Origin of the sequence: Marinobacter sp. 3-2 (assembly GCF_003751355.1) — a bacterium.
GTDB classification, from domain to species: Bacteria; Pseudomonadota; Gammaproteobacteria; order Pseudomonadales; family Oleiphilaceae; genus Marinobacter; species Marinobacter adhaerens.
The window spans coordinates 454883-474230 of sequence record NZ_RJUQ01000013.1 but is presented as its reverse complement, the minus strand read 5'-3'; the positions used below and the strand labels follow the sequence as shown (position 1 = coordinate 474230).

The following is a 19348-nucleotide window of genomic DNA, read 5'->3' as shown; positions in this document are numbered from 1 at the left end:
AGGCCACAGCCTGATCAGGCACTTTTCTTGTGCTGCTTTTCCAGCTTTTTGCGAATGCGATTGCGCTTGAGAGAGCTGAGGTAGTCAACGAACAATTTGCCGTTCAGGTGATCCATCTCATGCTGGATACAGACAGCCAACAGGCCTTTGGCTTCCAGTTCAAACGGCTTGCCGTCACGGTCCATCGCGCGAATCATGCAGTGTTCGATCCGCTCAACGTCTTCGTAGAAACCGGGCACAGACAGGCAACCTTCCTGCATGGCTTCACGTTCGCCGTCCAGCACTTCCACCTCGGGATTGATGAACACCCGCGGCTCGCTCTTGTCCTCGGACAGATCCATAACAATGATCTGTTTGTGCACGTTCACCTGGGTGGCCGCAAGGCCAATGCCGGGCGCATCGTACATGGTCTCGAACATGTCGTCGATCAGCTTGCGGTCGGCGTCTGTCACCTCTTCTACCGGTTTGGCAATGGTGCGTAGACGGGGATCCGGGTATTCGAGAATCTCTAGTATCATAGGTCGGTCTTTTAGCCTGTATGTCGGGATGCCCGCGGTGTTGTGCCGGCATGCCTTTTGACTTTGCTGCTCTTTGTAACAGTGTGAAACTGATCTCTGAAATGCGACAGCGTACTGCGCAAATTTTCACCTTGCCTCTACTATTATCGGGACAAGGCCCCAGCTTTCAACGGCTGGAGGGGTTCTCAAGGTTTATACGACTATTATCCAACAATTCGTCGATTGAGTACAAACTGATCAGTTAATAGTTAAAATCTTTCAACGACGGGATAGAATTTACTGGAAGAACAAAAGATAACATCACAATTTGCGAGACTTCTTCTATAGTAACTGGAATAACAACGTAATAAGCTGCAGGTAACTGACTGCATCCCAACAGAATGCAAAGAATCAAGGCACGCGATCAAGGACTTACACAATGAGGAAACTGCTGTACGCTCTGGCAGCAACTACGCTGCTTATAACCTCCTGGGCTCATGCTGCACCGGAGCTGCGGTCCGATCATCCCGAGCGTTACACCGTCGTTAAGGGTGACACCCTCTGGGACATTTCGGCCCGTTTTCTGAACAACCCCTGGTACTGGCCGGAAATATGGCATGTAAACCCGCAGGTCGCCAACCCTCACCTGATTTATCCTGGTGATCGCCTTGCCCTGGTTTATATTGATGGCAAGCCCCGTATTACCAAGGTCGCCAGCAACGATGTCGTAAAGCTGTCGCCCAAGGTACGTTCCGAGCCCATCGATACGCCCATCCCGGCGATCCCGCTTGATGCCATTGGCAGTTTCCTGACGGATACCCGTATTGTCAGCCCGGAAGAGATCAACGGTGCTCCGTATGTTCTCGAAGGTGAAGACGGCCGGATTATCACCGGTGCCGGCGACAAGCTCTATGCTCGCGGAGAAAAGCCTGCAGACAAGGTGGGTGTATTCCGTCGCAGCAAGGAGTTCCGGGATCCGGATACTGGCGAGTTCCTGGGTCTTGAGGCGCGCAGTATTGCCCGTGGTGATGTCGCCCGGGAAAACGGCGATGTGTTGACCGTAAACCTGACCAGCTCCAGCGAAGAAGTTCGCATTGGCGACCGACTGATGGTGAGTGAAGACCGCCGTCTGACCACCAGCTTCGTGCCCAGTGCTCCCGACCAGGATATTGAAGGACAGATGATCTCGGTTGACGGCGGTGTGAGCCAGATCGGTCAGTTTGATGTGGTCGCCATAAACCGCGGCACCCGGGAAGGTCTGGAAGCTGGCAACGTGATGGCCGTACTGAAAAGCGGCAACCTGGTTCGCGATCCGGTGACCGGAGAAACCATCGAGCTGCCCTCCGAGCGTGCCGGGTTGTTGATGGTTTTCCAGGCCTACGAAAAAATGAGCTACGGTCTGGTGCTGCAGGCCAGCCGCGTGTTGACGGTGGGTGACAAGGTTACTAACCCCTGATTGACTGACGAACGATAGACGCAACGGCCGGACCAGGAAGGTCCGGCATCGCTGTTTTCAAGGATGATGCCGTGTTTTCCTCTGCCACAGCCCGATGGCTGTTCCTGACTTGCCTGCCCGGCCTCGGCCGTACCCGTCGGCGTGAACTGCTGACTGAATTTCCTGACTTGCCCCAAATGCTTTCCATGAATGCTGCTACCCTGCGGGCCGTGGGCATGACTGCAGACGCCATGGCCGCAATCCAGGCCTGGCAAAAGCAGGATGATGCGCATCCGGCGATTCGTGAGGTGCGGACCATAATGCACGATTGCCAGAAGCATGCCGTCGGTATTCTGACCTGGGGAGATACCCACTACCCCGAGCAGCTCCGGCACATTCACGACGCGCCACTGGTGCTCTTTACCCGAGGTGACACGGAGCTCCTGGCACGTGACCAGATCGGCATCATCGGTAGCCGCAAGGCTACGCCTGCCGGTCTGGATCATGCCCGGCGTTTTGCCGCCGAACTGAGCGCCCGCGAGCTGATAGTGACCAGCGGTCTGGCGCTCGGGGTCGATGGCGCTGCCCATGCGGGGGCACTGGATGCGGGGTATCCCACCGTAGCGGTGATTGGCTGTGGCCTGGACCGAGTTTACCCTCACCAGCATCGCCGCCTGGGCGAGCGAGTCGTTGCCGACGGACTTATGATTTCCGAGTATCCTCCTGGTACGCCGGCGAGAGCTGCGCACTTTCCCCAACGCAACCGGATTATCAGCGGCCTGAGCCGTGGGGTGCTGGTAGTGGAGGCGGGTCTGCGCAGTGGCTCCCTGATTACCGCGCGGATGGCACTGGAACAGGGGCGGGAAGTATTCGCCATTCCGGGTTCGGTGCATAGCCCGGTTGCCAGGGGCTGTCATCATCTGATCAAGCAGGGTGCGCGCCTGGTGGAAACGGTGGACGATATTCTGGAAGAGCTTGGCGCCTGGTGGTCGCCACCATTGACAGACGAAGCGGCCGGCACCCCAGAGCCGAAGCCACAAGGCGACGGGCCTCTGGCCGGCCTGGACAGCCGCGAAATCGCGGTGTTTGAGGCTTTAGGGTATGATCCCCAATCAACCGATGCACTGAGTTCAGCAACCGGCCTTCCCGCCGATCAGCTTATGCAATCCCTGTTACTTCTGGAGTTGCAGGGGCTGGTCAGCTCGGCACCGGGAGGCTTCCAGAAAATCGCCTGAACCCCGTGTGAACATCTACCCGGACTGACGACTGACACAAGCAGTATGGCCCACTTCCAACCCCTGTCTGACTGGCAATTGCACTGCGCTCGCCGCACGGTTCTTGGCGGTGGCGTTATTGCCTATCCCACCGAAGCTGTCTGGGGGCTGGGTTGTGATCCTTGGGACCAGGAAGCGGTAGAGAGGGTCCTGAAGCTGAAGAAGCGGCCCGTCGAGAAAGGCGTGATTCTGGTAGCTTCTTCCGTTGACCAGGTCCGCTTCCTGCTGAATCCGCTTCCCCGTCCGCTCCAGGCCGAGGCAGAGCGTCACTGGCCCGGCCCCGTGACCTGTCTGCTGCCAGACGTAGAGCGTCAGATTCCGGAATGGGTTCGAGGCAAACACAGCTCCATCGCGGTTCGGGTCAGCGAGCACCCGGTGGTGCGCGCGCTCTGTGAGACAACGGGCATGCCACTGGTCTCCACATCCTGCAATCCGGCCGGGCGTCAGCCAGCCCGGTATATCTGGCAGGTCCGAGGGTACTTTGGCGATCAGTTGGACTGGATCGTGCCCGGAGCACTGGGCGGTAATCGCAAACCCAGCCGTATTATTGATATTGTCAGCGGTCAGCAACTTCGTTAGGAGCGTTTATGGCACAGCAACCCGATAGCCAGGCGGTCAAGCAGTATCTGCTGGGCCTGCAGGAGTCCATCTGCAACCGTCTGGAGGCCCTCGATGATGGCGCATCGTTCATCAAGGATGCCTGGGACCGGCCCGAAGGTGGTGGTGGCGTCAGCCGGGTGATCACCGAAGGCCGGGTGTTCGAGAAAGGTGGTGTTAATTTCTCTCACGTCATGGGCGATACCATGCCAGCTTCGGCCACAGCTCATCGTCCCCATCTGGCCGGTGCACCCTGGCAGGCCATGGGTGTGTCCCTGGTGATCCACCCCAACAACCCCTATGTGCCGACCTCCCACGCCAACGTGCGGTTTTTTATTGCCACGCCGGAGAACAGTGAGCCGGTTTACTGGTTTGGCGGCGGCTACGACCTCACGCCTTACTACGGTTTTGAGGAAGACTGTGTGCACTGGCACCGAACAGCCCGCGATGCCTGCGAGCCGTTCGGAGAGGGCACCTACAAGCGCTTCAAGGACTGGTGCGATGATTACTTTTATCTGAAACACCGGGATGAACCCCGGGGTGTTGGTGGTCTGTTTTTTGATGACCACAACACCGGCGACTTCGAGCAGGATTTCGGCCTGATGAAAGCGGTGGGCGATAGCTACATAGACGCCTACGAGCCGATCGTCCGGCGCCGAATGGATCATCCGTTTGGTGACCGTGAGCGGGATTTCCAGCTCTACCGCCGGGGGCGCTACGTGGAATTCAACCTGGTCTATGACCGCGGCACCCTGTTTGGCCTGCAATCCGGCGGTCGCACCGAATCCATACTGATGTCCCTGCCGCCGCTGGTGCGCTGGGACTACAACCGGACCGCCGAGCCCGGTTCGGAAGAAGCCCGGCTGACAGACTATTTCCTGACCGGGCGGAACTGGTTGGAGACCCAAGATGACTAACGATCTCTACGCGGTAGTTGGCAACCCCATCAGCCACAGCAAATCGCCGAGGATCCACAGCCTGTTTGCCAGCGAGACCGGTGAGCCGGTTGAGTACACGGCCATCCAGGCGCCACTGGATGATTTTGCCGGCACGGTGAGGCAATTCTTTGAACGGGGTGGCAAGGGCCTGAACGTAACCGTGCCCTTCAAGGAGGACGCCTGGAAGCTGGCGGACCGTCGTACCGAGCGGGCCGAGAATGCCGGGGCCGCCAATACCCTGTATCTCGATGACGAGGGCCGGCTCACCGCTGACAACACTGACGGGTGCGGTATTGTGCGAGACCTGGTTGTGAACCACGGTGTTGTCCTTGGGCAGGCACGCATCCTGGTGCTGGGGGCCGGTGGCGCGGTTCGTGGTGTTCTGGGGCCGATCCTGGCGGAGCATCCTGCCGCCATTACCATTGCCAACCGGACGGTTGCCAAGGCTGACGCGCTGGTTAACCTGTTTAAACCCGTGGCGGGCGAGACCGCGCTTTCTGCCTGCGGATTCGAACAGCCCCGGGAGCCTTTTGACGTGATCATCAACGGTACCAGTGCCAGCCTCCAGGGCGATCTGCCACCGCTGTCACCGGAGGTACTCGGAGAGCAAACGGTGGTCTACGACATGATGTATTCTCTGCAAACCACGACGTTCAATCAGTGGGCGCTGGAACAGGGTGCACAGAACGTTCATGACGGGCTTGGTATGCTGGTGGAGCAGGCGGCGGAATCCTTCCGTATCTGGCGCGGCGTGAACCCTGCCACCGGCCCCGTCATTGAGGAATTGCGTAACGACTGAGCCGCTGCCCCCGGATTGGGCTATGCTCAGGGTCAACTTCCGTAGGGATTTTCGATGGATATTCTTACCCTTGTAGGGCTTGTGGCAGGTGTCCTGATCGTCATCATGGCGATGCTCGCCAATGCCTCTTTCCTGACGTTCCTGAACCTTCCGGGGCTTGCCATTGTGCTGGGCGGCACCTTCGCCGTTACCCTGATCAAATTCCGAATGGCGTCAGTCATGAGCGCTTTCCGCCTGGCCATGTCGGCGGCGTTCACCGACCGTATGGCGCGGCCGACGGAGTTGATCCGGGAAGTGGGTTCGCTGGCCATGGTCGTGCGTAAGGAGGGCATTCTGGGCCTGGAAAACCACCAGACTGACAACGAGTTCCTCCAGAAGGCCATCAATCTGTGTGTCGACGGCCACCCGCCGGAACTGGTGGAGGAAGCACTGGCCCAGGAAACCCAGCAGACCGCCGAACGGTACGAAGTGGCCGAGCGGGTGTTCCGGGGCATCGGCGAATCGGCTCCGGCCATTGGCATGCTGGGCACCCTCGTAGGCCTGGTGCAGATGCTCAACACCCTCGACGATCCGTCCTCCATTGGCCCGGCCATGGCCATCGCCCTGCTTACCACCTTGTACGGTGCGTTTATTGCCCAGCTGGTTGCCCTGCCCCTGGCCGACAAGCTGCAGCTGAAAGCCGAGGACGAGGCCCGGAACCAGGTGCTGATCATCACGTCAATCAAGAACATCATGCGCGGTGAGAATCCCCGGGTAATGACCGAACTGCTGTCGTCGTTTGTTCACCCGGAGCAGCGCACCGGTCTGGCGCCGGAGCGGGAGGCCTGAGGGTTTGGAACTGGTCCAGAAGAAAAACAGGAAGCGTTTGCAGAACCAGACGCCGGCCTGGATCGTCACATTTGCCGATCTGGCCACCCTGCTCCTGACCTTTTTCATACTCCTGCTGTCGTTTGCCGAGATGGACGTGGAGAAGTACCGGGCCATGGCCAATTCCATGGCGGTCGCTTTTGGCTCCAGTAATGTCCTGGCCGATGATATCGGTGGTTCCCCCTTGACCATGATTGAATCCGAGACGGTATCCCTTCCCGAGCCAACGGAATCCCAGACCAGGGAGCCCGAATTTATTGATGAGCGCGCCGAGGGTGTCGCGCCCACCCAGATCCCCGGCGGCGTGATTGATCTGGCCAGCCGGATGATCCGGGAGCTGGAATCGGAAGTCGCGTCGGAAGCCCTGAGTGTCAATTACGACCAGAACCAGGTGGTGATCCGCTTTTCCGAGGAAGCCACCTTTCGATCCGGTGAGGCCGCCATAAAGCCCGAGATGATTCCGATCATCGAACGGGTGGTCAATGTGCTGTCCGCCTGTACCGGTGATGTCCTGGTGTCCGGCTACACCGATGACCGGCCCATCTCCAGTGACCGCTACCGTTCGAACTGGGATCTTTCGGCGGCCCGAGCCGTGTCCGTCGTGCACGAGCTGGTGATGAACCGCCAGGTACCCGCCGACCGCGTGGTGGCGGCCGGTCGTGCCGAGACCAATCCTCTGGCGCCCAACGATTCGCCGGAGAACCGGGCCCTTAACCGCCGGGTTGAGATCGCGATTCGTAATCCCGAGTGTAACGATGACGTCCCGACCGGCGACCTGCCGGTCGAAATCATGCCCTGAGTCTTATATCCGGCGTGAAGCTTCTCATTCGTAATCCATATAACTGTCGTGCTTTCAGGGCTTTATACTGTCCGCCGTTTATTGACTGGCACAGCGGAGCGAGAGGGTAACCATGAGTGGACCGGACAAGCCAAAAGTGATTGGCGAAGAGTGGAGTGATGAGCGGGTCAGAAGTTTTCTGGCTATCCAGCCCTGGGATGCTGCCGAGAACCCTGACTTCAACGCCCTGTTGAAAGCCTATCAGGCGATGCGGGCCGAAGATTTCGAGCGCTTTATCGGCTTTTTTGTTGCCGAGGGTCGGGATCTGAATGCCGCAGGCCCAGACGGGGAAACCATTCTTGACCTGATTTCCCGTCATCGCCGCAGTGTCGATTATGCCCGGGCGCTGGAGAACGCCGGCGCCAAGAAAACGGCCGCGGCGGGCAACTGAGCCCAGCGCGGCCGCTTCATCTGGCTTGAGATCAATGGCGTTTACTGCACGTCAACTTCAATGGCCTTGGGCTCTTTCGGCTCGGCTTTCTGAAGCGTCAGTGTGAGCATGCCGTCCTTGAAGTTCGCCTTCACGCTGTTTTCGTCAACGTTGTCCGGCAGCGTGAAGCGGCGAAGGAAGCTCCCGTAGAATCGTTCGATCCGGTGATGCTTCTTGTCCTTGGATTCATCTTCACTCTTGCGTTCGCCCTGAATACTCAGAACGCCCTCGTGTACCGTTACCTTTACGTCTTCCTTGGACATACCCGGCAACTCTGCCTCGATGGTGAAGGCCTCAGGAGTTTCTTTGATGTCTACGGCCGGCGCCCAGTCGCTGCGGCTGAACACGTCTTTACCTTCGCGCTCGCCGCCTGAGCGGGCCAGGCCAAACATGCGGTTGTAGCGGTTCATCAGGTCTTCGAACTCATTGACCGGATTCCAGCGGGTAAGATTGCTCATAAAGCATCCCTCCTTTTCAAACGAAACGAATCTGAATAGTTGAGCATCAGCTTCGATCGCGGAACTGCTCCATGCCGGTGGCGCCTGCCGGATGGCTATCCGTGAACCTCTGCTAATTCCGAATGTAGGTGCAGCAAAAATGTTTTCAAGGGTGGGGTTGGTCGAATTTTGATCAGGGTCAAATTGGCTTCAGAGTTCCCCGAAATGCCGGTGTAAAAACGGGCGGAATCGGCTCATGGTGGCGCCTGCCGTCTCCGAATCGGGCCGGATACCGGGTTGGAATCCCGGGAGCTCGCCGGACAGGAAAGGTTCCACCAGCGATGGGTTGGCACTGATGACATGAACGACCACATCCCGGCTGGCATCCTCGCCGGTGATCAATGGCGCCGGCTGATGGTCACCCAGAATGATCATCAGGGCGTCCTGGCGCAGATAGTGGGCGGCGAAGCCTCCGGCAACTTCCAGAGCATAGGCAATCGCCTGACCGTAATGTTCCCGGACCCGGTCCGGATCGCGCCACAGCGAAACCGGCGCCTCGCCAGCACCCTCCCAGCGCCGGAACACTTCACCGTTTCCGATGCTTTGCCAGTCATCGAGCACCGGCAGGATCGGCACCCAGGGGGCGTGGCTGCTGATCAGCGCCAGCTCGGCAAAGAGCGGCCCCTCATTCGCATCGCGAATGTCCTGAAACCGGTGCCAGGTGTACTGGTCGGGCATGGTGACCCAGTTGAATGGCGGCCCCTGGTAACCCAGATCATCGTGATCGTAAATCCGGTCGTAGCGGAACAGCCGGCCCTCGGGCCAGGCCTGGGTGATTGCCGGCATCACGGCAACAGTGCTGTGCCCTGTACTGCGGAAGTCATCGATCAGAGTGGCGTAGCCGGAGCTGAGAAGGGTTTCGTAGGCAAGCTGGTTGTGGATCCACTGGCCACTCAACACGGATAGATGACCAAGCCAGGACTGGCCACCCTGGATGGGTGATTGCAGCCGGCCAGTCACCACCGACAGCCCGGCCGCATCAAGGGACCGGCCCAGCGCCTCAAGGCCCGGATTGACGAGTGACCGGTAGCGCTCGTCCGTGACCGTCGACACCCCGTAGGATTCGATAAAACCCAGAATGACATCGGTATGTGCCAGCCTTGGCAGGGGCGTTGCCCGGCCTTCCCGCCCTGGCAGCGCACTCAATTCGTTGGCAAAGTTGCGGGTTGTCTGGTGAGTGTGAGTGATCAGCGAGGCCTGATTGGCAACGAAGGCCAGCGCCGGGCTGCCAATCCAGGGCGTGATGGCCCCGGCCAGAAACAGGCCTGCCACAAACCAGAGCGGTTTGCCCAAGTGTGCCGGCGAGTGGTGCGCCAGCCGTTCCAGGCCATGGCGAAACAGCCAGCCCACGCCTGCAAGCAAACCCAGCAGAGCGGCGAGGGCCGCAACCGCCAGAAGCGCTCCCAGGTTTGTGTTGAGCAGATTCCAGGCCGCATCCAACAGGCCAACTTCAAGATACAGGTTCAGGCCGCGGCCAAGACTCTCCCGAACCAGGGCATCTGCCAGAACAAGCAGGAACAGAAACGCGTAGGCGACAGCCAGCAAACGAGCGACGCGGTATCTCCGCTCGGGATCCCTGAGCCCGCAAATGATGGCCCACACGATCAGGGCCTCCAGAGAAAGCCAGGGGGTGTTACCCGGCAATGCCAGGGATGGAAACAGGAACAGCCCGTTCAGCAGAAAAAGCCAGACCAGTATCACGAAGCGACCTCAACCCAGGCGATCTGTTCCCGCCGACGGGGCAGGGGTGCCGGTATCGGCGAGTCTCCCTCAACCGATTGTGCCATACGAGTCAGTGTTTCCCGCCAGGGTGATTCATGGGAGGCATGCCAGACGCGCCAATGCAGGGCGGCTAACGCCTCCGGATGTTTGCAGATCAGGCTGAGCTCCCGGTGAGTCAGGCCCTGCTTTCCTTCCGTGGCGCAGCGATCCACCAGAGACGCCAGGGCCCGCGCTTTCTTGCCCCGTAATGGCGAGGCACTTCGCCTGTGGTCCCGGGCGGAAACGGGAGACAGAACCATCTGTTCGAACCAGTCCAGGCCGCCCGGTGTCCGATGACCCATAGGTGCGGGACCGGCAAGATCAATCACCCTCGTTGTCCGGTAATCTTCGGGCACCGCCAGCCATTGCCCTTCGCCCGGTTTTCGGCTCAGCCACCAGGCCAGAGCAGGTGAAAACAATACCGGTGCCAATACGGGCAGGGCCCAGGGTGTCAGCGACGGCGCGTGCCATTGGATCAGGCTGAGCGCCGCAACGGCGGAAGCCAGCAGGAGGGCAAAGTGCCGAAGGCTGAGCCCCGGCTTGGCAGCGCCGGACCGGTTCTGTCCCTGCCAGCCAACTTTGAGATTCGACAGCGCGCCTACAACATGAAAGGTGTGAATCAACATCCGGATGGGGGCCAGCGCCAGTGCTGCGAGCGTCTCCATCAGCGTGTTCCCCGAGAGCCTGAGCAGCCCGCCAAACCGGATAGTCCGCTTTGCCAGCGCATGGTCCGTTATCGCAAGCAGCCGGGGGCCGAACAGCAGCACCGAGGTCACCAGGACCAGCAGAAAGCCCGGACCAGAGCCGGTGTCCGTGGTAGCCATCACGCCCGGCAAAGCAGGCGTCGAATCGGCCAGCGCCACATAGCCTGACAAGCCCAGGAAAACCAGCCAGAGCGGAGAGGCCAGGTACGAGAAAATTCCGGTTACCAGGGCCATCCGATGGGCGAGCCGGATCTTCCCCAGGGTTGCCAGTAACCAAAGATGCTGGAGGTTGCCACGGCACCAGCGCCGGTCCCGGATCAGGTCATCCTCGAGGGTCGGCGGTGATTCCTCGAAACTGCCGGCGATGGCAGGTTCCAGCCAGACCTCGTAGCTGGCCCGTCCCATCAGTGCCGCTTCGATAAAATCATGGCTGAGTACCGGCCCCCGGAACAAACCTGGCCCGCGAAGCTTCCGAAGACCACAGTGGGTCATGAACGGCGCTACCCGGATGATTGCATTGTGGCCCCAATAGGTGGCCTCTCCCAGCTGAATGGCGGCCAGTCCGGCACCGTAAAGCCTGCCATAACAGCGGTTGGCGAACTGTTGCAGCCGCGCAAATCGGGTTTCTGCCCGGGCAAGGCGGGGTGTGGTCTGAATAATCCCCGCTTCGGGCCGGGCTTCCATGAGCTGTATCAGGCGGGTAATGCAATGGGCACTGAGCAGGCTGTCGGCATCCAGGACCACCATGTAGCGGTAGCGCCGGCCCCATCGACGCAGGAAATCGGCGATATTGCCGCTCTTGTAGTTCAGATTGATGTTGCGTCGCCGGTAAAACAATTGCTGACCGGGCGCCAGTTCTGAGCGTATCCGGTCGCAGGTCGCCTGTTCCTCGAGCCAGATTTCCGGGTCCCGGCTGTCCGAGAGCACATAGAAATCAACGGATTCCTGCTGTCCCGTTCGTTCGAGATCCCGGATGATTGCTTTAAGACCGCCGAGGGTGCGCTGCACCGGTTCATTGCAGACAGGCATCACGACGGCGGTAGGCGCGACCGTTGCGTTTTCGGGCGTAGGCTGGTCAACGCGGCTCGACAGGCTCCAGGGGTCGCCGCCAAAGCGGAGCGCAACAAAGCCAAAAACGGCGGTCCAGAAGCCCACGCCGATCCACGCAAATAGGAGCCCGAAGACGGCCAGCAACGTGGCAGTCGTTCCGCCATTCGCCTGCTCCGGCACTGTCTGGGCAAACAAATAGACGCCGGCCAGGGTTTGAGCGGCCACCAGGAAAACAAGCAGAAGGCGTCGCCGGAACGCGACCGGGCGCCAGCACGCGGCGCTATTCACGAGGGTAACCGATACTGGCCCGGGTAATGGGTGGCAGAGGGCGCCCCTGGCATGGCCCGGGCAGGGTAAACCACTCCGGCATCCGCGCCAGCAACTGCCCGTTGCTCAAGGCCGGGTTGTCAGCGGCGTGTACCTGCAGCAGGCTGTGCAACCGCGCCCGGGTTTCGGGACCGGTATCGTGGCCTGCCGCGCGCAGGTAGAGCAGTGCTCGATCAAACGGTTGGTCTGGTGTGTCCACAGTGGTCTCCGGGATGTAAGGTTACCCCGAAAGATACGGCCACGGCGGTGACTTCAGACCACTGGCTTACTGATCGTTAAGATACTCATCCTTCAGGCGGACATAGTTGGCGGCGGTGTATGTGAAAAAACCGCGCTCCTTCTCCGTCAGCGCCCGGGCTTTCTTGCAGGGCGACCCCACGTAGAGATGCCCGGATTCGAGCGTCTTGCCGGGCGGAACCAGGCAGCCCGCGGCAACAATCACCTCGTCCTCCACCACGGCGCCATCCATGATGATGCAGCCCATGCCCACCAGAACCCGACTGCCAATGGTGCAGCCATGCAGCAGTGCCTTGTGGCCCACCGTTACATCGTCGCCGATGGTGAGCGGATAACCGCCGGGGTTGTAGTCACTGGCATGGGTGATGTGCAGGACAGACCCATCCTGGATGCTGCACCTGTGCCCTATGCGGATTTTGTGCATATCACCACGAACCACGGTCATCGGCCAGATGGAAACATCATCGCCGGTTTCCACATCGCCAATCACTACGGCACTTGGATCGACCCATGCCCGTTCCCCAAAATGTGGCGTGATACCCTTGTGTGAACGTATATTCGTCATTACATAGTACCTGTGTTTTTGAATGTTCAGGTTCACTCCGAGGCCCGAGGCAGCTGTGGGAGAGGCCTTTCCAAAACTGTCTCTCGCCATGGATGGCGAGAGTCAAGCGTCACATGGACGTGCCGCCAGGAGCGTGTTTTGGAAAGGCCTCTCCCACAGATGCCAGCCCCGGAACCTGAAGAAACCAAACTACCCAAGATTCGACGAACTGAGAAGGGGACCTATGAATAACCCGTTACTGACTGACGACCTGTTGCCGAAATTCGACCATGTCCGTACCGAACACATGGAAATGGCAATTGACCAGATTCTCAGTGAAAACCGGATGAAAATCAGCCAAATCGCAGACCAGGACGATCCCACCTGGGAAACCCTGGCGCAGCCGATGCAGGCACTGGATGACAAGCTGAGCAATGCCTGGTCGGTGATTTCACACCTGAACGGCGTGATGAACAACGACGAGCTGCGAAAGGTGTACAAGAACTGCCTGGAGAAGCTCACCGAATACAGCACCGAGGTGAGCCAGAACGCAGCCCTGTGTGACGCCTACAAGAAGCTGGCCGATCGGGACGATTTCAAGAACCTGAACGAGGCCCAGCGCAAGTCCGTGCAGAACACGCTCCGGGACTTTCACCTGGGTGGTGTGGACCTGCCGGAAGACAAGAAAAAGCAGTACGCCGAGTTGTCCCGGGAGCTGTCCGAGCTGTCCAACAAGTTCAGCGATAACGTGCTGGATGCTACCCAGCACTGGTTCAAACATATCACCAACGTCGATGAACTCGCCGGCGTCCCCGAGACCGCTATTGAAAGCGCCAAACAGGCCGCCCGCCAGAAAGATTTGGACGGCTATGTCATTACCCTGGATTTTCCCAGTTTCTTCCCGGTCATGACCTACTGCGACAACCGGGATCTGCGCCGGGAAGTCTATGAGGCCTTTGTGACCCGCGCCTCCGACCAAGGCCCGGATGCCGGCCAGTGGGACAATACCCCGGTGATGGCGGAAATCCTCAAACGCCGCCACGCCCAGGCCAAGCTGCTGGGCTTTGACAACTATGCCGAGCGCTCCCTGGCCACCAAGATGGCCCGCAGCAGCGACGAAGTGCTGGACTTCCTGAACCAACTGGCGGCCAAGTCCAAGCCCCAGGCCGAGAAAGAATTTGCCGAGCTCAAGGCGTTCGCGAAAGATGAGTACGGCGCCGAGGAACTGCAGGCCTGGGATATCGGCTATTACAGCGAAAAGCTTCGCCAGAAGCGCTACGACATCTCCCCGGAAACCCTGCGTCCCTGGTTCCCGGTGAATAAGGTGGTGCCCGGATTGTTCCGTGTGGCTGAAAAGCTGTTCGATGTCCAGATTGAAGCGAAGCCGGAAGTGGAAACCTGGCACGAGGATGCGACGGCCTACTGCATCAGTCGCAACGGTGAGCCCCTGGCCTGGTTCTATCTCGACCTCTATGCCCGCCAGGGCAAACGTGGCGGAGCCTGGATGGCCGATTGCCGGGTGCGCTGGCGCAACCTGCGTGGCCAGCTCCAGTTGCCGGTAGCCTTCCTGACCTGCAACTTCACCCCGCCGGTGAATGGCAAGCCGTCGCTGTTGACCCACGACGAAGTGACCACCCTGTTCCACGAATTCGGCCACGGCCTGCATCACATGCTGACTCAGGTGGATGTGCTGGACGTCTCGGGTATCAACGGTGTGGCCTGGGATGCGGTGGAACTGCCCAGCCAGTTCCTGGAAAACTGGTGCTGGAATCCGGAATCGTTGGGGCTGATCGCTTCGCACCACGAGACCGGTGAACCGCTTCCGGAGGATCTGCTGCAGAAACTGCTGGCGGCCAAGAACTTCCAGTCCGGCATGGGCATGGTGCGCCAGCTCGAATTTTCCCTGTTCGACTTCCGCCTGCACGCGGAATTCACCGACGAAGCGCCCACCAACCCGCTGGATATGCATCGCAAGGTGCGCAGCGAGATTGCCGTGGTGGAAGCCCCGCAATTCAACCGCTTCCCCAACTCCTTCTCGCACATCTTTGCCGGTGGCTATGCGGCTGGCTACTACAGCTACAAGTGGGCGGAAGTGCTGGCGGCCGATGCCTTCTCCCTGTTCGAAGAGAAAGGCATCTTCGACCCGGAAACCGGCAAGGCCTTCCTTCACAATATTCTGGAGAAAGGCGGCTCACAGGAGCCGATGGAGCTCTTCAAGGCTTTCCGGGGTCGTGAACCGCAGGTGGATGCGCTCTTGAAGCAAACAGGGATCACGGACGAAGCGGCCTGACCCAATTTGAGCCGGCAGTCGTAAAGGCTGCCGGTTGTTCCAAACGGGAGTATTTTTATGGCGAGTCCAAAACGTTTTATCGCCGGCGCCGTCTGTCCCCGCTGCGCGGAGATGGACAAGATCATGATGTTCACCACCGACGACGATGACCAGGTTCGCGAGTGCGTGGCCTGCGGCTTCACCGATGCAGTGTCTGACGCCGAACAGCCGTCCAACCCCGAGCTCGAGACGCGGGTGAACAAGCGCAAGAACGAGGACGATCACACGGTCAAGCAAGTCGTGTTCTTCAAGTCTTCTGCCGACGACGAGTAAGCTGTTCTTCCTAGCCTGCAGGTTTGCGGGCGGAGAGGCCATGGGAATGCTTTTCTTCTGGGGAAAAGCAACTCGCTTCGCTCAGACATCTTTTCCCCGCCAGAAAAGCACACCCACACCCTCTCTACCTGACTCAAAAGATATTTCTTCAGAACAAGATCTTTTCAGCGATATCCGTGAGTTCTTATGTGAGGGGGCCGGATTATTTTTCCCGCCGGAAATTGATGTCTGAGCGCAGCGAGTTGCCATTTCCAAGGGAAAAATAATCCGGCCCCCTCACAATTCCCCTCAACACGAAGGCTACAAGGGACGGCAAACTCCAAGCTCAGAGAACCATAGCTGCCAACCACCCAAAGCCAAGCAGCGGCAAATTGTAGTGCAGGAACGTTGGCACCACGGTGTCCCAGATGTGGTTGTGCTGGCCGTCGGCGTTCAGGCCGGCGGTGGGCCCGAGGGTGGAATCGGAGGCCGGTGAGCCGGCATCGCCCAGGGCGCCGGCGGTGCCGACCAGGGCCACGATGGCCAGGGGGCTGAAGCCAAGTTGCAGGGCCAGGGGCACATACAGGGCCGCGATGATGGGGATGGTGGAGAAGGACGAGCCGATACCCATGGTGATCAGCAGACCTACCACCAGCATCAGCAGTGCGGCCATGGCCTTGTTCTCGCCGATCACGCCCACGGAGCTGTCCACCAGGCTGGCGATCTCGCCGGTTTCCCGCATTACTTCCGCAAAGCCTGACGCGGCGATCATGATGAAGCCGATCATGGCCAGCATTTTCATGCCCTCGGTGAACAGGTCGTCGGCCTCTTTCCAGCGCACCACACCGGACAGGTTGAAGAGTACGAAACCGGCCAGGGCGCCCAGGATCATGGAGCCCAGCCAGAGCTGCACTACGAAGGCGGTAACGATGGCCAACAAGGCCATAACCAGGGTGCGCGGGCTATAGCTGGTGTCTACCCGCTCGGCCTTGGTGATGGTTTCCAGGTTATAGGTGCGACCACTGCGGTAGCTGAAAAAGACCGCGATCAGCAAGCCGCACAACATGCCCAGTGCTGGCAGTGCCATGGCTTTCATGACGCTCAGGCCGGAGGCGTCGACGCCGTTGGCGTTGATCTTGGCGATCAGGATTTCGTTCAGGTAGATGCCGCCAAAACCGACGGGCAGGAACATGTAGGGAGTGATCAGGCCGAAGGTCAGCACGCAGGCTACCAGGCGGCGGTCCATGTTCAGCTTGGCCATCACGTACAGCAGCGGCGGCACGACCAAAGGTATGAAGGCAATGTGGATCGGCAGGATGTTCTGGGACGAGATGGCAATGGCCAGCAGCAGGCCGATGATCAGAAAGCGCATGCCATTCACGGCGGCGCCGTCTTCCTGGCGACCAACCAGGGCCAGGGCCTTGTCGGCCAGGGCGTGAGCGAGGCCAGACTTGCCGATGGCAACGGCGAAGGCACCGAGGGTGGCATAGGACAGGGCCACGGTGGCACCGCCGCCCAGGCCGTTATTGAAGGCTTCGATGGTGGCTTCCAGGGACATTCCTGCAATCAGGCCACCGGATACGGCACCGATGATCAGGGCAACAACAACGTGGATGCGACACAAACTCAGGACGAGCATAATCGCGACCGCGGCAACGACGGCATTCATGGCAAAACTCCGGGTAGGAATTAACGGTTGTCCCGGCCCCTTGTGGGGGCCGGCATCATGAAAAGCGCGGTAATGTGCAGGAAATGGTCGCGGTAGTCAAAGCGGTTGTGTAACGGTCAGGCTTCATCAAGGCGGGCAAAGCGGGGCACCTGTTCGCCGGCAACTTCCACGGTTTCCCGGAACATGGACAGAGGGCGCACCCAGAGGCTGTAGTCACCGTAAAGGCAGCGGTAGACCACCATCTGCTCTTCGGTCTCGCTATGCCGGGCAACGCCGATGACTTCGTAATCCTTGCCCTTGTAGTGTCGGTATTTACCCGGACGTATCTCGTTCTTGCGCTCGGTCATTATTGGCCTCAATGGATTCGGGCTATGCTGGCCCTGTCGTTACGGAGGACGTAGCACGCGCAACCGTCTAAACTGGAAACAATTGCAGGGATGCGTACGACTTAGTCAGGGCCTGAAAGTGTAGATCACCCGGACGGGCCCGGAAACCGGAAACAGCTATGATGCGGCAGTTAACCTGCATCCTCCTCGTTTTATTGTCGCTGGCGTGTCTGGTCAGCGCGCCTGTTCAGGCTGCTCCTGTCGCATTTGACTGGCTGGAGGCGCCCGAGGATGAATTGGCGCTGGAAGACGTTCGCGCCCTGCCCCCGGGCGGCTGGCAGACATCCGGCTCCAGTGAGGTGTTCAATCGTGGCTTCAGCGATGGCAGTTTCTGGCTGAAAGTCGAGATTCCGCCTGAGCCGGCGAACCGGGTGATGGAAATCGGTTATCCGTTGCTGGATGAGGTCTCCGTTTACTGGGTCCTGAACGGTGAGCTGATCCAGACCCACCACACCGGCGATACCCTGCCCTTCAGCAGTCGCCCGATTCACCATCGGAATTTTGTTTTCCTGGTGCCCTCGAACACCGAGCCGGTCACCGCCTTCGTGCGGGTGAAAACGCTGGGTTCGGTGCAGATTCCCCTGGAAGTTATTCCGTCGGCGGAATTCCTCGCCAATGAGCAGTTGTCCTACGGTTGGCAGACGATGTTCCTGGGCATCATCGTTGCCATGGCGCTGTACAATCTCTTCCTGTTCGTTATCGTGCGCCATTCCACCTATCTATGGTACGTGCTGACGGTTGTGTTTACCGGGCTGGTTCAGCTCAATTTCAATGGCTTGCTGTTTCAGTGGCTGTGGCCGGATGCTCCCGGTATCAACCGATATTTCGCCATTCCGGTTATCTGCTTCGCCCTCTTCTCCGCCATTATTTTCGCAATCCGCTTTCTGCACATTCGGCACTACAGTCTGAGAAGCTATCGGTTCCTGCAGTGGGTTCTGACTGCTATTTTCGCCTGCTTCTTGTTCGGTCTGTTCGGCAGTTATCAGACTGGCATTGTGCTGATAAGCGGTATTGCGGCGGTGGTGACTCCGGCGGCCTGGTTCATCGGTTTTCTGGTGTGGCGCAAGGGCCAAATCCTGGGTGGTTTTTATGTGCTGGCCTGGACGCCCCTGTTAATTGGCCACCTGATTCTGGCTGTCAGCAAGCTCGGTATGATGCCGCGCAGTTTTCTGACCGAGTTCATGCCCCAGATTGGCGTGGCGCTGGAGGTGGTTCTGCTGTCTTTTGCCCTTGCCTACCGGATCAATCTGGAGCGTCGCAAACGCCATGAGGCCCAGGAGCAGGCGCTGGCGATCCAGCAGCAGGCCAACCTGACCCTGGAAATGCGGGTTCAGGAGCGCACCGACGAACTGGAGCTCGCCAACGAACAGCTCAGAGCTATCAGTCTCACCGATGGGCTGACCCACGTCGCCAACCGGCGCCGGTTCGATGAGAAGCTGCAGGACGAATGGAAACGGGCCCAGCGACACGGTCACCCATTGAGCCTGTTACTCCTGGATATTGATCACTTCAAGCGGGTGAATGACGAGCTCGGCCACCTGGTCGGCGACGACTGCCTGACCGAAGTGGCCGCCCTGTGTGCGGCCGAAGTCCAGCGTTCCGGCGACTTGCTGGCCCGCTATGGCGGCGAGGAGTTCATCATTCTGTTGCCGGCAACACCGGAAGAAGGCGCGGTTCGCGTGGCCGAGAGAGTGCGTCAGGCTGTTGCCCGGTCGCCGGTCTATTCCAGCGAGCGGGTCGCCCCGGTCAGTCTCACTATCAGCGTGGGTGTTGCCTGCGTGGTTCCGGATCCGGATATGGAGCCCCAGGAACTGATCCGCCAGGCCGACGAAGCCCTGTACTCGGCCAAGGAGTCCGGCCGAAACCGGGTCATGGTGGCCCGTGATTTCAGGGCCGCGACCGTACCCGGTGCCTGAG

20 protein-coding genes are annotated in these 19348 nt (G+C 59.6%); 12 read left to right on the top strand and 8 right to left on the bottom strand.

What is annotated here, in order from left to right; genetic code table 11:
• Positions 1 to 14: 14 nt before the first annotated feature.
• A complete protein-coding gene (gene def, locus EDB94_RS09605) occupies positions 15 to 518 on the bottom strand; it encodes a peptide deformylase (RefSeq protein WP_108018217.1) in 504 nt (167 codons plus the stop codon).
• A gap of 418 nt (positions 519 to 936) precedes the next feature.
• On the opposite strand from def, the gene EDB94_RS09600 reads away from it, so the two are divergent.
• From EDB94_RS09600 to EDB94_RS09565, 8 genes are all read left to right on the top strand, one after another.
• A complete protein-coding gene (locus EDB94_RS09600; protein WP_014578875.1) occupies positions 937 to 1953 on the top strand; it encodes a LysM peptidoglycan-binding domain-containing protein in 1017 nt (338 codons plus the stop codon).
• 71 nt (positions 1954 to 2024) lie between these two features.
• Positions 2025 to 3167, top strand: a complete 1143-nt coding sequence (gene dprA, locus EDB94_RS09595) for a DNA-processing protein DprA (protein ID WP_108018216.1) — start codon at positions 2025 to 2027, stop codon at positions 3165 to 3167.
• A gap of 45 nt (positions 3168 to 3212) precedes the next feature.
• Positions 3213 to 3785 (top strand): L-threonylcarbamoyladenylate synthase, encoded by a 573-nt coding sequence (locus EDB94_RS09590; protein ID WP_108018215.1) that lies wholly within the window; start codon positions 3213 to 3215, stop codon positions 3783 to 3785.
• An 8-nt stretch (positions 3786 to 3793) separates the two neighbouring features.
• The gene (gene hemF / locus EDB94_RS09585; RefSeq protein ID WP_108018214.1) at positions 3794 to 4720 is read left to right on the top strand and encodes an oxygen-dependent coproporphyrinogen oxidase; all 927 of its coding nucleotides are present in this window, start codon (positions 3794 to 3796) and stop codon (positions 4718 to 4720) included.
• Entirely contained in the window at positions 4713 to 5540 is an 828-nt protein-coding gene (gene aroE / locus EDB94_RS09580; RefSeq protein WP_108018213.1) for a shikimate dehydrogenase, read from the top strand. The genes hemF and aroE overlap by 8 nt, the downstream gene beginning before the upstream one ends.
• Before the next feature lie 54 nt (positions 5541 to 5594).
• Positions 5595 to 6368, top strand: coding sequence for a motility protein A (locus EDB94_RS09575; RefSeq protein ID WP_041645862.1), 774 nt, complete (start codon positions 5595 to 5597; stop codon positions 6366 to 6368).
• Positions 6369 to 6372: 4 nt separating this feature from the next.
• Complete coding sequence (locus tag EDB94_RS09570) at positions 6373 to 7206, top strand: flagellar motor protein MotB (RefSeq protein WP_053113436.1); 834 nt, start codon at positions 6373 to 6375, stop codon at positions 7204 to 7206.
• A gap of 112 nt (positions 7207 to 7318) precedes the next feature.
• The gene (locus EDB94_RS09565; RefSeq protein WP_014578883.1) at positions 7319 to 7636 is read left to right on the top strand and encodes a PA4642 family protein; all 318 of its coding nucleotides are present in this window, start codon (positions 7319 to 7321) and stop codon (positions 7634 to 7636) included.
• Between the two features lie 41 nt (positions 7637 to 7677).
• Here EDB94_RS09565 and EDB94_RS09560 read toward each other — a convergent pair whose 3' ends face one another.
• From EDB94_RS09560 to EDB94_RS09540, 5 genes are all read right to left on the bottom strand, one after another.
• Entirely contained in the window at positions 7678 to 8133 is a 456-nt protein-coding gene (locus tag EDB94_RS09560) for an Hsp20/alpha crystallin family protein (protein WP_014578884.1), read from the bottom strand.
• Between the two features lie 189 nt (positions 8134 to 8322).
• Positions 8323 to 9873 (bottom strand): sulfatase, encoded by a 1551-nt coding sequence (locus EDB94_RS09555; RefSeq protein ID WP_108018212.1) that lies wholly within the window; start codon positions 9871 to 9873, stop codon positions 8323 to 8325.
• Positions 9870 to 11975, bottom strand: a complete 2106-nt coding sequence (gene mdoH / locus EDB94_RS09550; RefSeq protein ID WP_260312548.1) for a glucans biosynthesis glucosyltransferase MdoH — start codon at positions 11973 to 11975, stop codon at positions 9870 to 9872. The genes EDB94_RS09555 and mdoH overlap by 4 nt, the downstream gene beginning before the upstream one ends.
• Positions 11968 to 12213, bottom strand: coding sequence for a hypothetical protein (locus EDB94_RS09545; RefSeq protein WP_108018211.1), 246 nt, complete (start codon positions 12211 to 12213; stop codon positions 11968 to 11970). Before EDB94_RS09545 ends, mdoH begins: the two co-directional genes overlap by 8 nt.
• Positions 12214 to 12279: 66 nt before the next feature.
• Positions 12280 to 12816: a gamma carbonic anhydrase family protein gene (locus EDB94_RS09540; protein WP_108018210.1), complete on the bottom strand. Its 537-nt coding sequence runs from the start codon at positions 12814 to 12816 to the stop codon at positions 12280 to 12282.
• 223 nt (positions 12817 to 13039) lie between these two features.
• On the opposite strand from EDB94_RS09540, the gene prlC reads away from it, so the two are divergent.
• Genes prlC through EDB94_RS20610 form a run of 3 tightly spaced genes read left to right on the top strand, consistent with a single transcriptional unit; the run spans position 13040 to position 15629 of the window.
• Positions 13040 to 15085: an oligopeptidase A gene (gene prlC, locus EDB94_RS09535; RefSeq protein WP_108018209.1), complete on the top strand. Its 2046-nt coding sequence runs from the start codon at positions 13040 to 13042 to the stop codon at positions 15083 to 15085.
• A gap of 57 nt (positions 15086 to 15142) precedes the next feature.
• The gene (locus tag EDB94_RS09530) at positions 15143 to 15397 is read left to right on the top strand and encodes a YheV family putative zinc ribbon protein (protein ID WP_041645867.1); all 255 of its coding nucleotides are present in this window, start codon (positions 15143 to 15145) and stop codon (positions 15395 to 15397) included.
• 40 nt (positions 15398 to 15437) lie between these two features.
• Positions 15438 to 15629 (top strand): hypothetical protein, encoded by a 192-nt coding sequence (locus EDB94_RS20610; RefSeq protein ID WP_146162204.1) that lies wholly within the window; start codon positions 15438 to 15440, stop codon positions 15627 to 15629.
• A 93-nt stretch (positions 15630 to 15722) separates the two neighbouring features.
• Here the strand turns inward: EDB94_RS20610 and EDB94_RS09525 are convergent, their stop codons facing one another.
• Both EDB94_RS09525 and EDB94_RS09520 read right to left on the bottom strand, forming a co-directional pair.
• Positions 15723 to 17045: a Na+/H+ antiporter family protein gene (locus tag EDB94_RS09525; RefSeq protein ID WP_108018208.1), complete on the bottom strand. Its 1323-nt coding sequence runs from the start codon at positions 17043 to 17045 to the stop codon at positions 15723 to 15725.
• Between the two features lie 116 nt (positions 17046 to 17161).
• Positions 17162 to 17392, bottom strand: coding sequence for a DUF1653 domain-containing protein (locus EDB94_RS09520; protein ID WP_014578892.1), 231 nt, complete (start codon positions 17390 to 17392; stop codon positions 17162 to 17164).
• A gap of 158 nt (positions 17393 to 17550) precedes the next feature.
• Here EDB94_RS09520 and EDB94_RS09515 point away from each other — a divergent pair, with 158 nt between their 5' ends.
• The gene (locus EDB94_RS09515) at positions 17551 to 19347 is read left to right on the top strand and encodes a diguanylate cyclase (protein ID WP_181259027.1); all 1797 of its coding nucleotides are present in this window, start codon (positions 17551 to 17553) and stop codon (positions 19345 to 19347) included.
• Position 19348 lies beyond the last annotated feature (1 nt).

Excerpts from the sequence above, each read along its gene's own strand:
- EDB94_RS09590 (WP_108018215.1), top strand. The coding sequence starts at position 3,213 with ATGGCCCACTTCCAACCCCTGTCTGACTGGCAATTGCACTGCGCTCGC.
- EDB94_RS09520 (WP_014578892.1), bottom strand. The coding sequence starts at position 17,392 with ATGACCGAGCGCAAGAACGAGATACGTCCGGGTAAATACCGACACTAC.
- hemF (WP_108018214.1), top strand. The coding sequence starts at position 3,794 with ATGGCACAGCAACCCGATAGCCAGGCGGTCAAGCAGTATCTGCTGGGC.
- def (WP_108018217.1), bottom strand. The coding sequence starts at position 518 with ATGATACTAGAGATTCTCGAATACCCGGATCCCCGTCTACGCACCATT.
- prlC (WP_108018209.1), top strand. The coding sequence starts at position 13,040 with ATGAATAACCCGTTACTGACTGACGACCTGTTGCCGAAATTCGACCAT.
- EDB94_RS09600 (WP_014578875.1), top strand. The coding sequence starts at position 937 with ATGAGGAAACTGCTGTACGCTCTGGCAGCAACTACGCTGCTTATAACC.
- EDB94_RS09530 (WP_041645867.1), top strand. The coding sequence starts at position 15,143 with ATGGCGAGTCCAAAACGTTTTATCGCCGGCGCCGTCTGTCCCCGCTGC.
- EDB94_RS20610 (WP_146162204.1), top strand. The coding sequence starts at position 15,438 with ATGGGAATGCTTTTCTTCTGGGGAAAAGCAACTCGCTTCGCTCAGACA.
- EDB94_RS09565 (WP_014578883.1), top strand. The coding sequence starts at position 7,319 with ATGAGTGGACCGGACAAGCCAAAAGTGATTGGCGAAGAGTGGAGTGAT.
- EDB94_RS09525 (WP_108018208.1), bottom strand. The coding sequence starts at position 17,045 with ATGAATGCCGTCGTTGCCGCGGTCGCGATTATGCTCGTCCTGAGTTTG.
- EDB94_RS09540 (WP_108018210.1), bottom strand. The coding sequence starts at position 12,816 with ATGACGAATATACGTTCACACAAGGGTATCACGCCACATTTTGGGGAA.
- EDB94_RS09515 (WP_181259027.1), top strand. The coding sequence starts at position 17,551 with ATGATGCGGCAGTTAACCTGCATCCTCCTCGTTTTATTGTCGCTGGCG.
- EDB94_RS09560 (WP_014578884.1), bottom strand. The coding sequence starts at position 8,133 with ATGAGCAATCTTACCCGCTGGAATCCGGTCAATGAGTTCGAAGACCTG.
- EDB94_RS09575 (WP_041645862.1), top strand. The coding sequence starts at position 5,595 with ATGGATATTCTTACCCTTGTAGGGCTTGTGGCAGGTGTCCTGATCGTC.
- aroE (WP_108018213.1), top strand. The coding sequence starts at position 4,713 with ATGACTAACGATCTCTACGCGGTAGTTGGCAACCCCATCAGCCACAGC.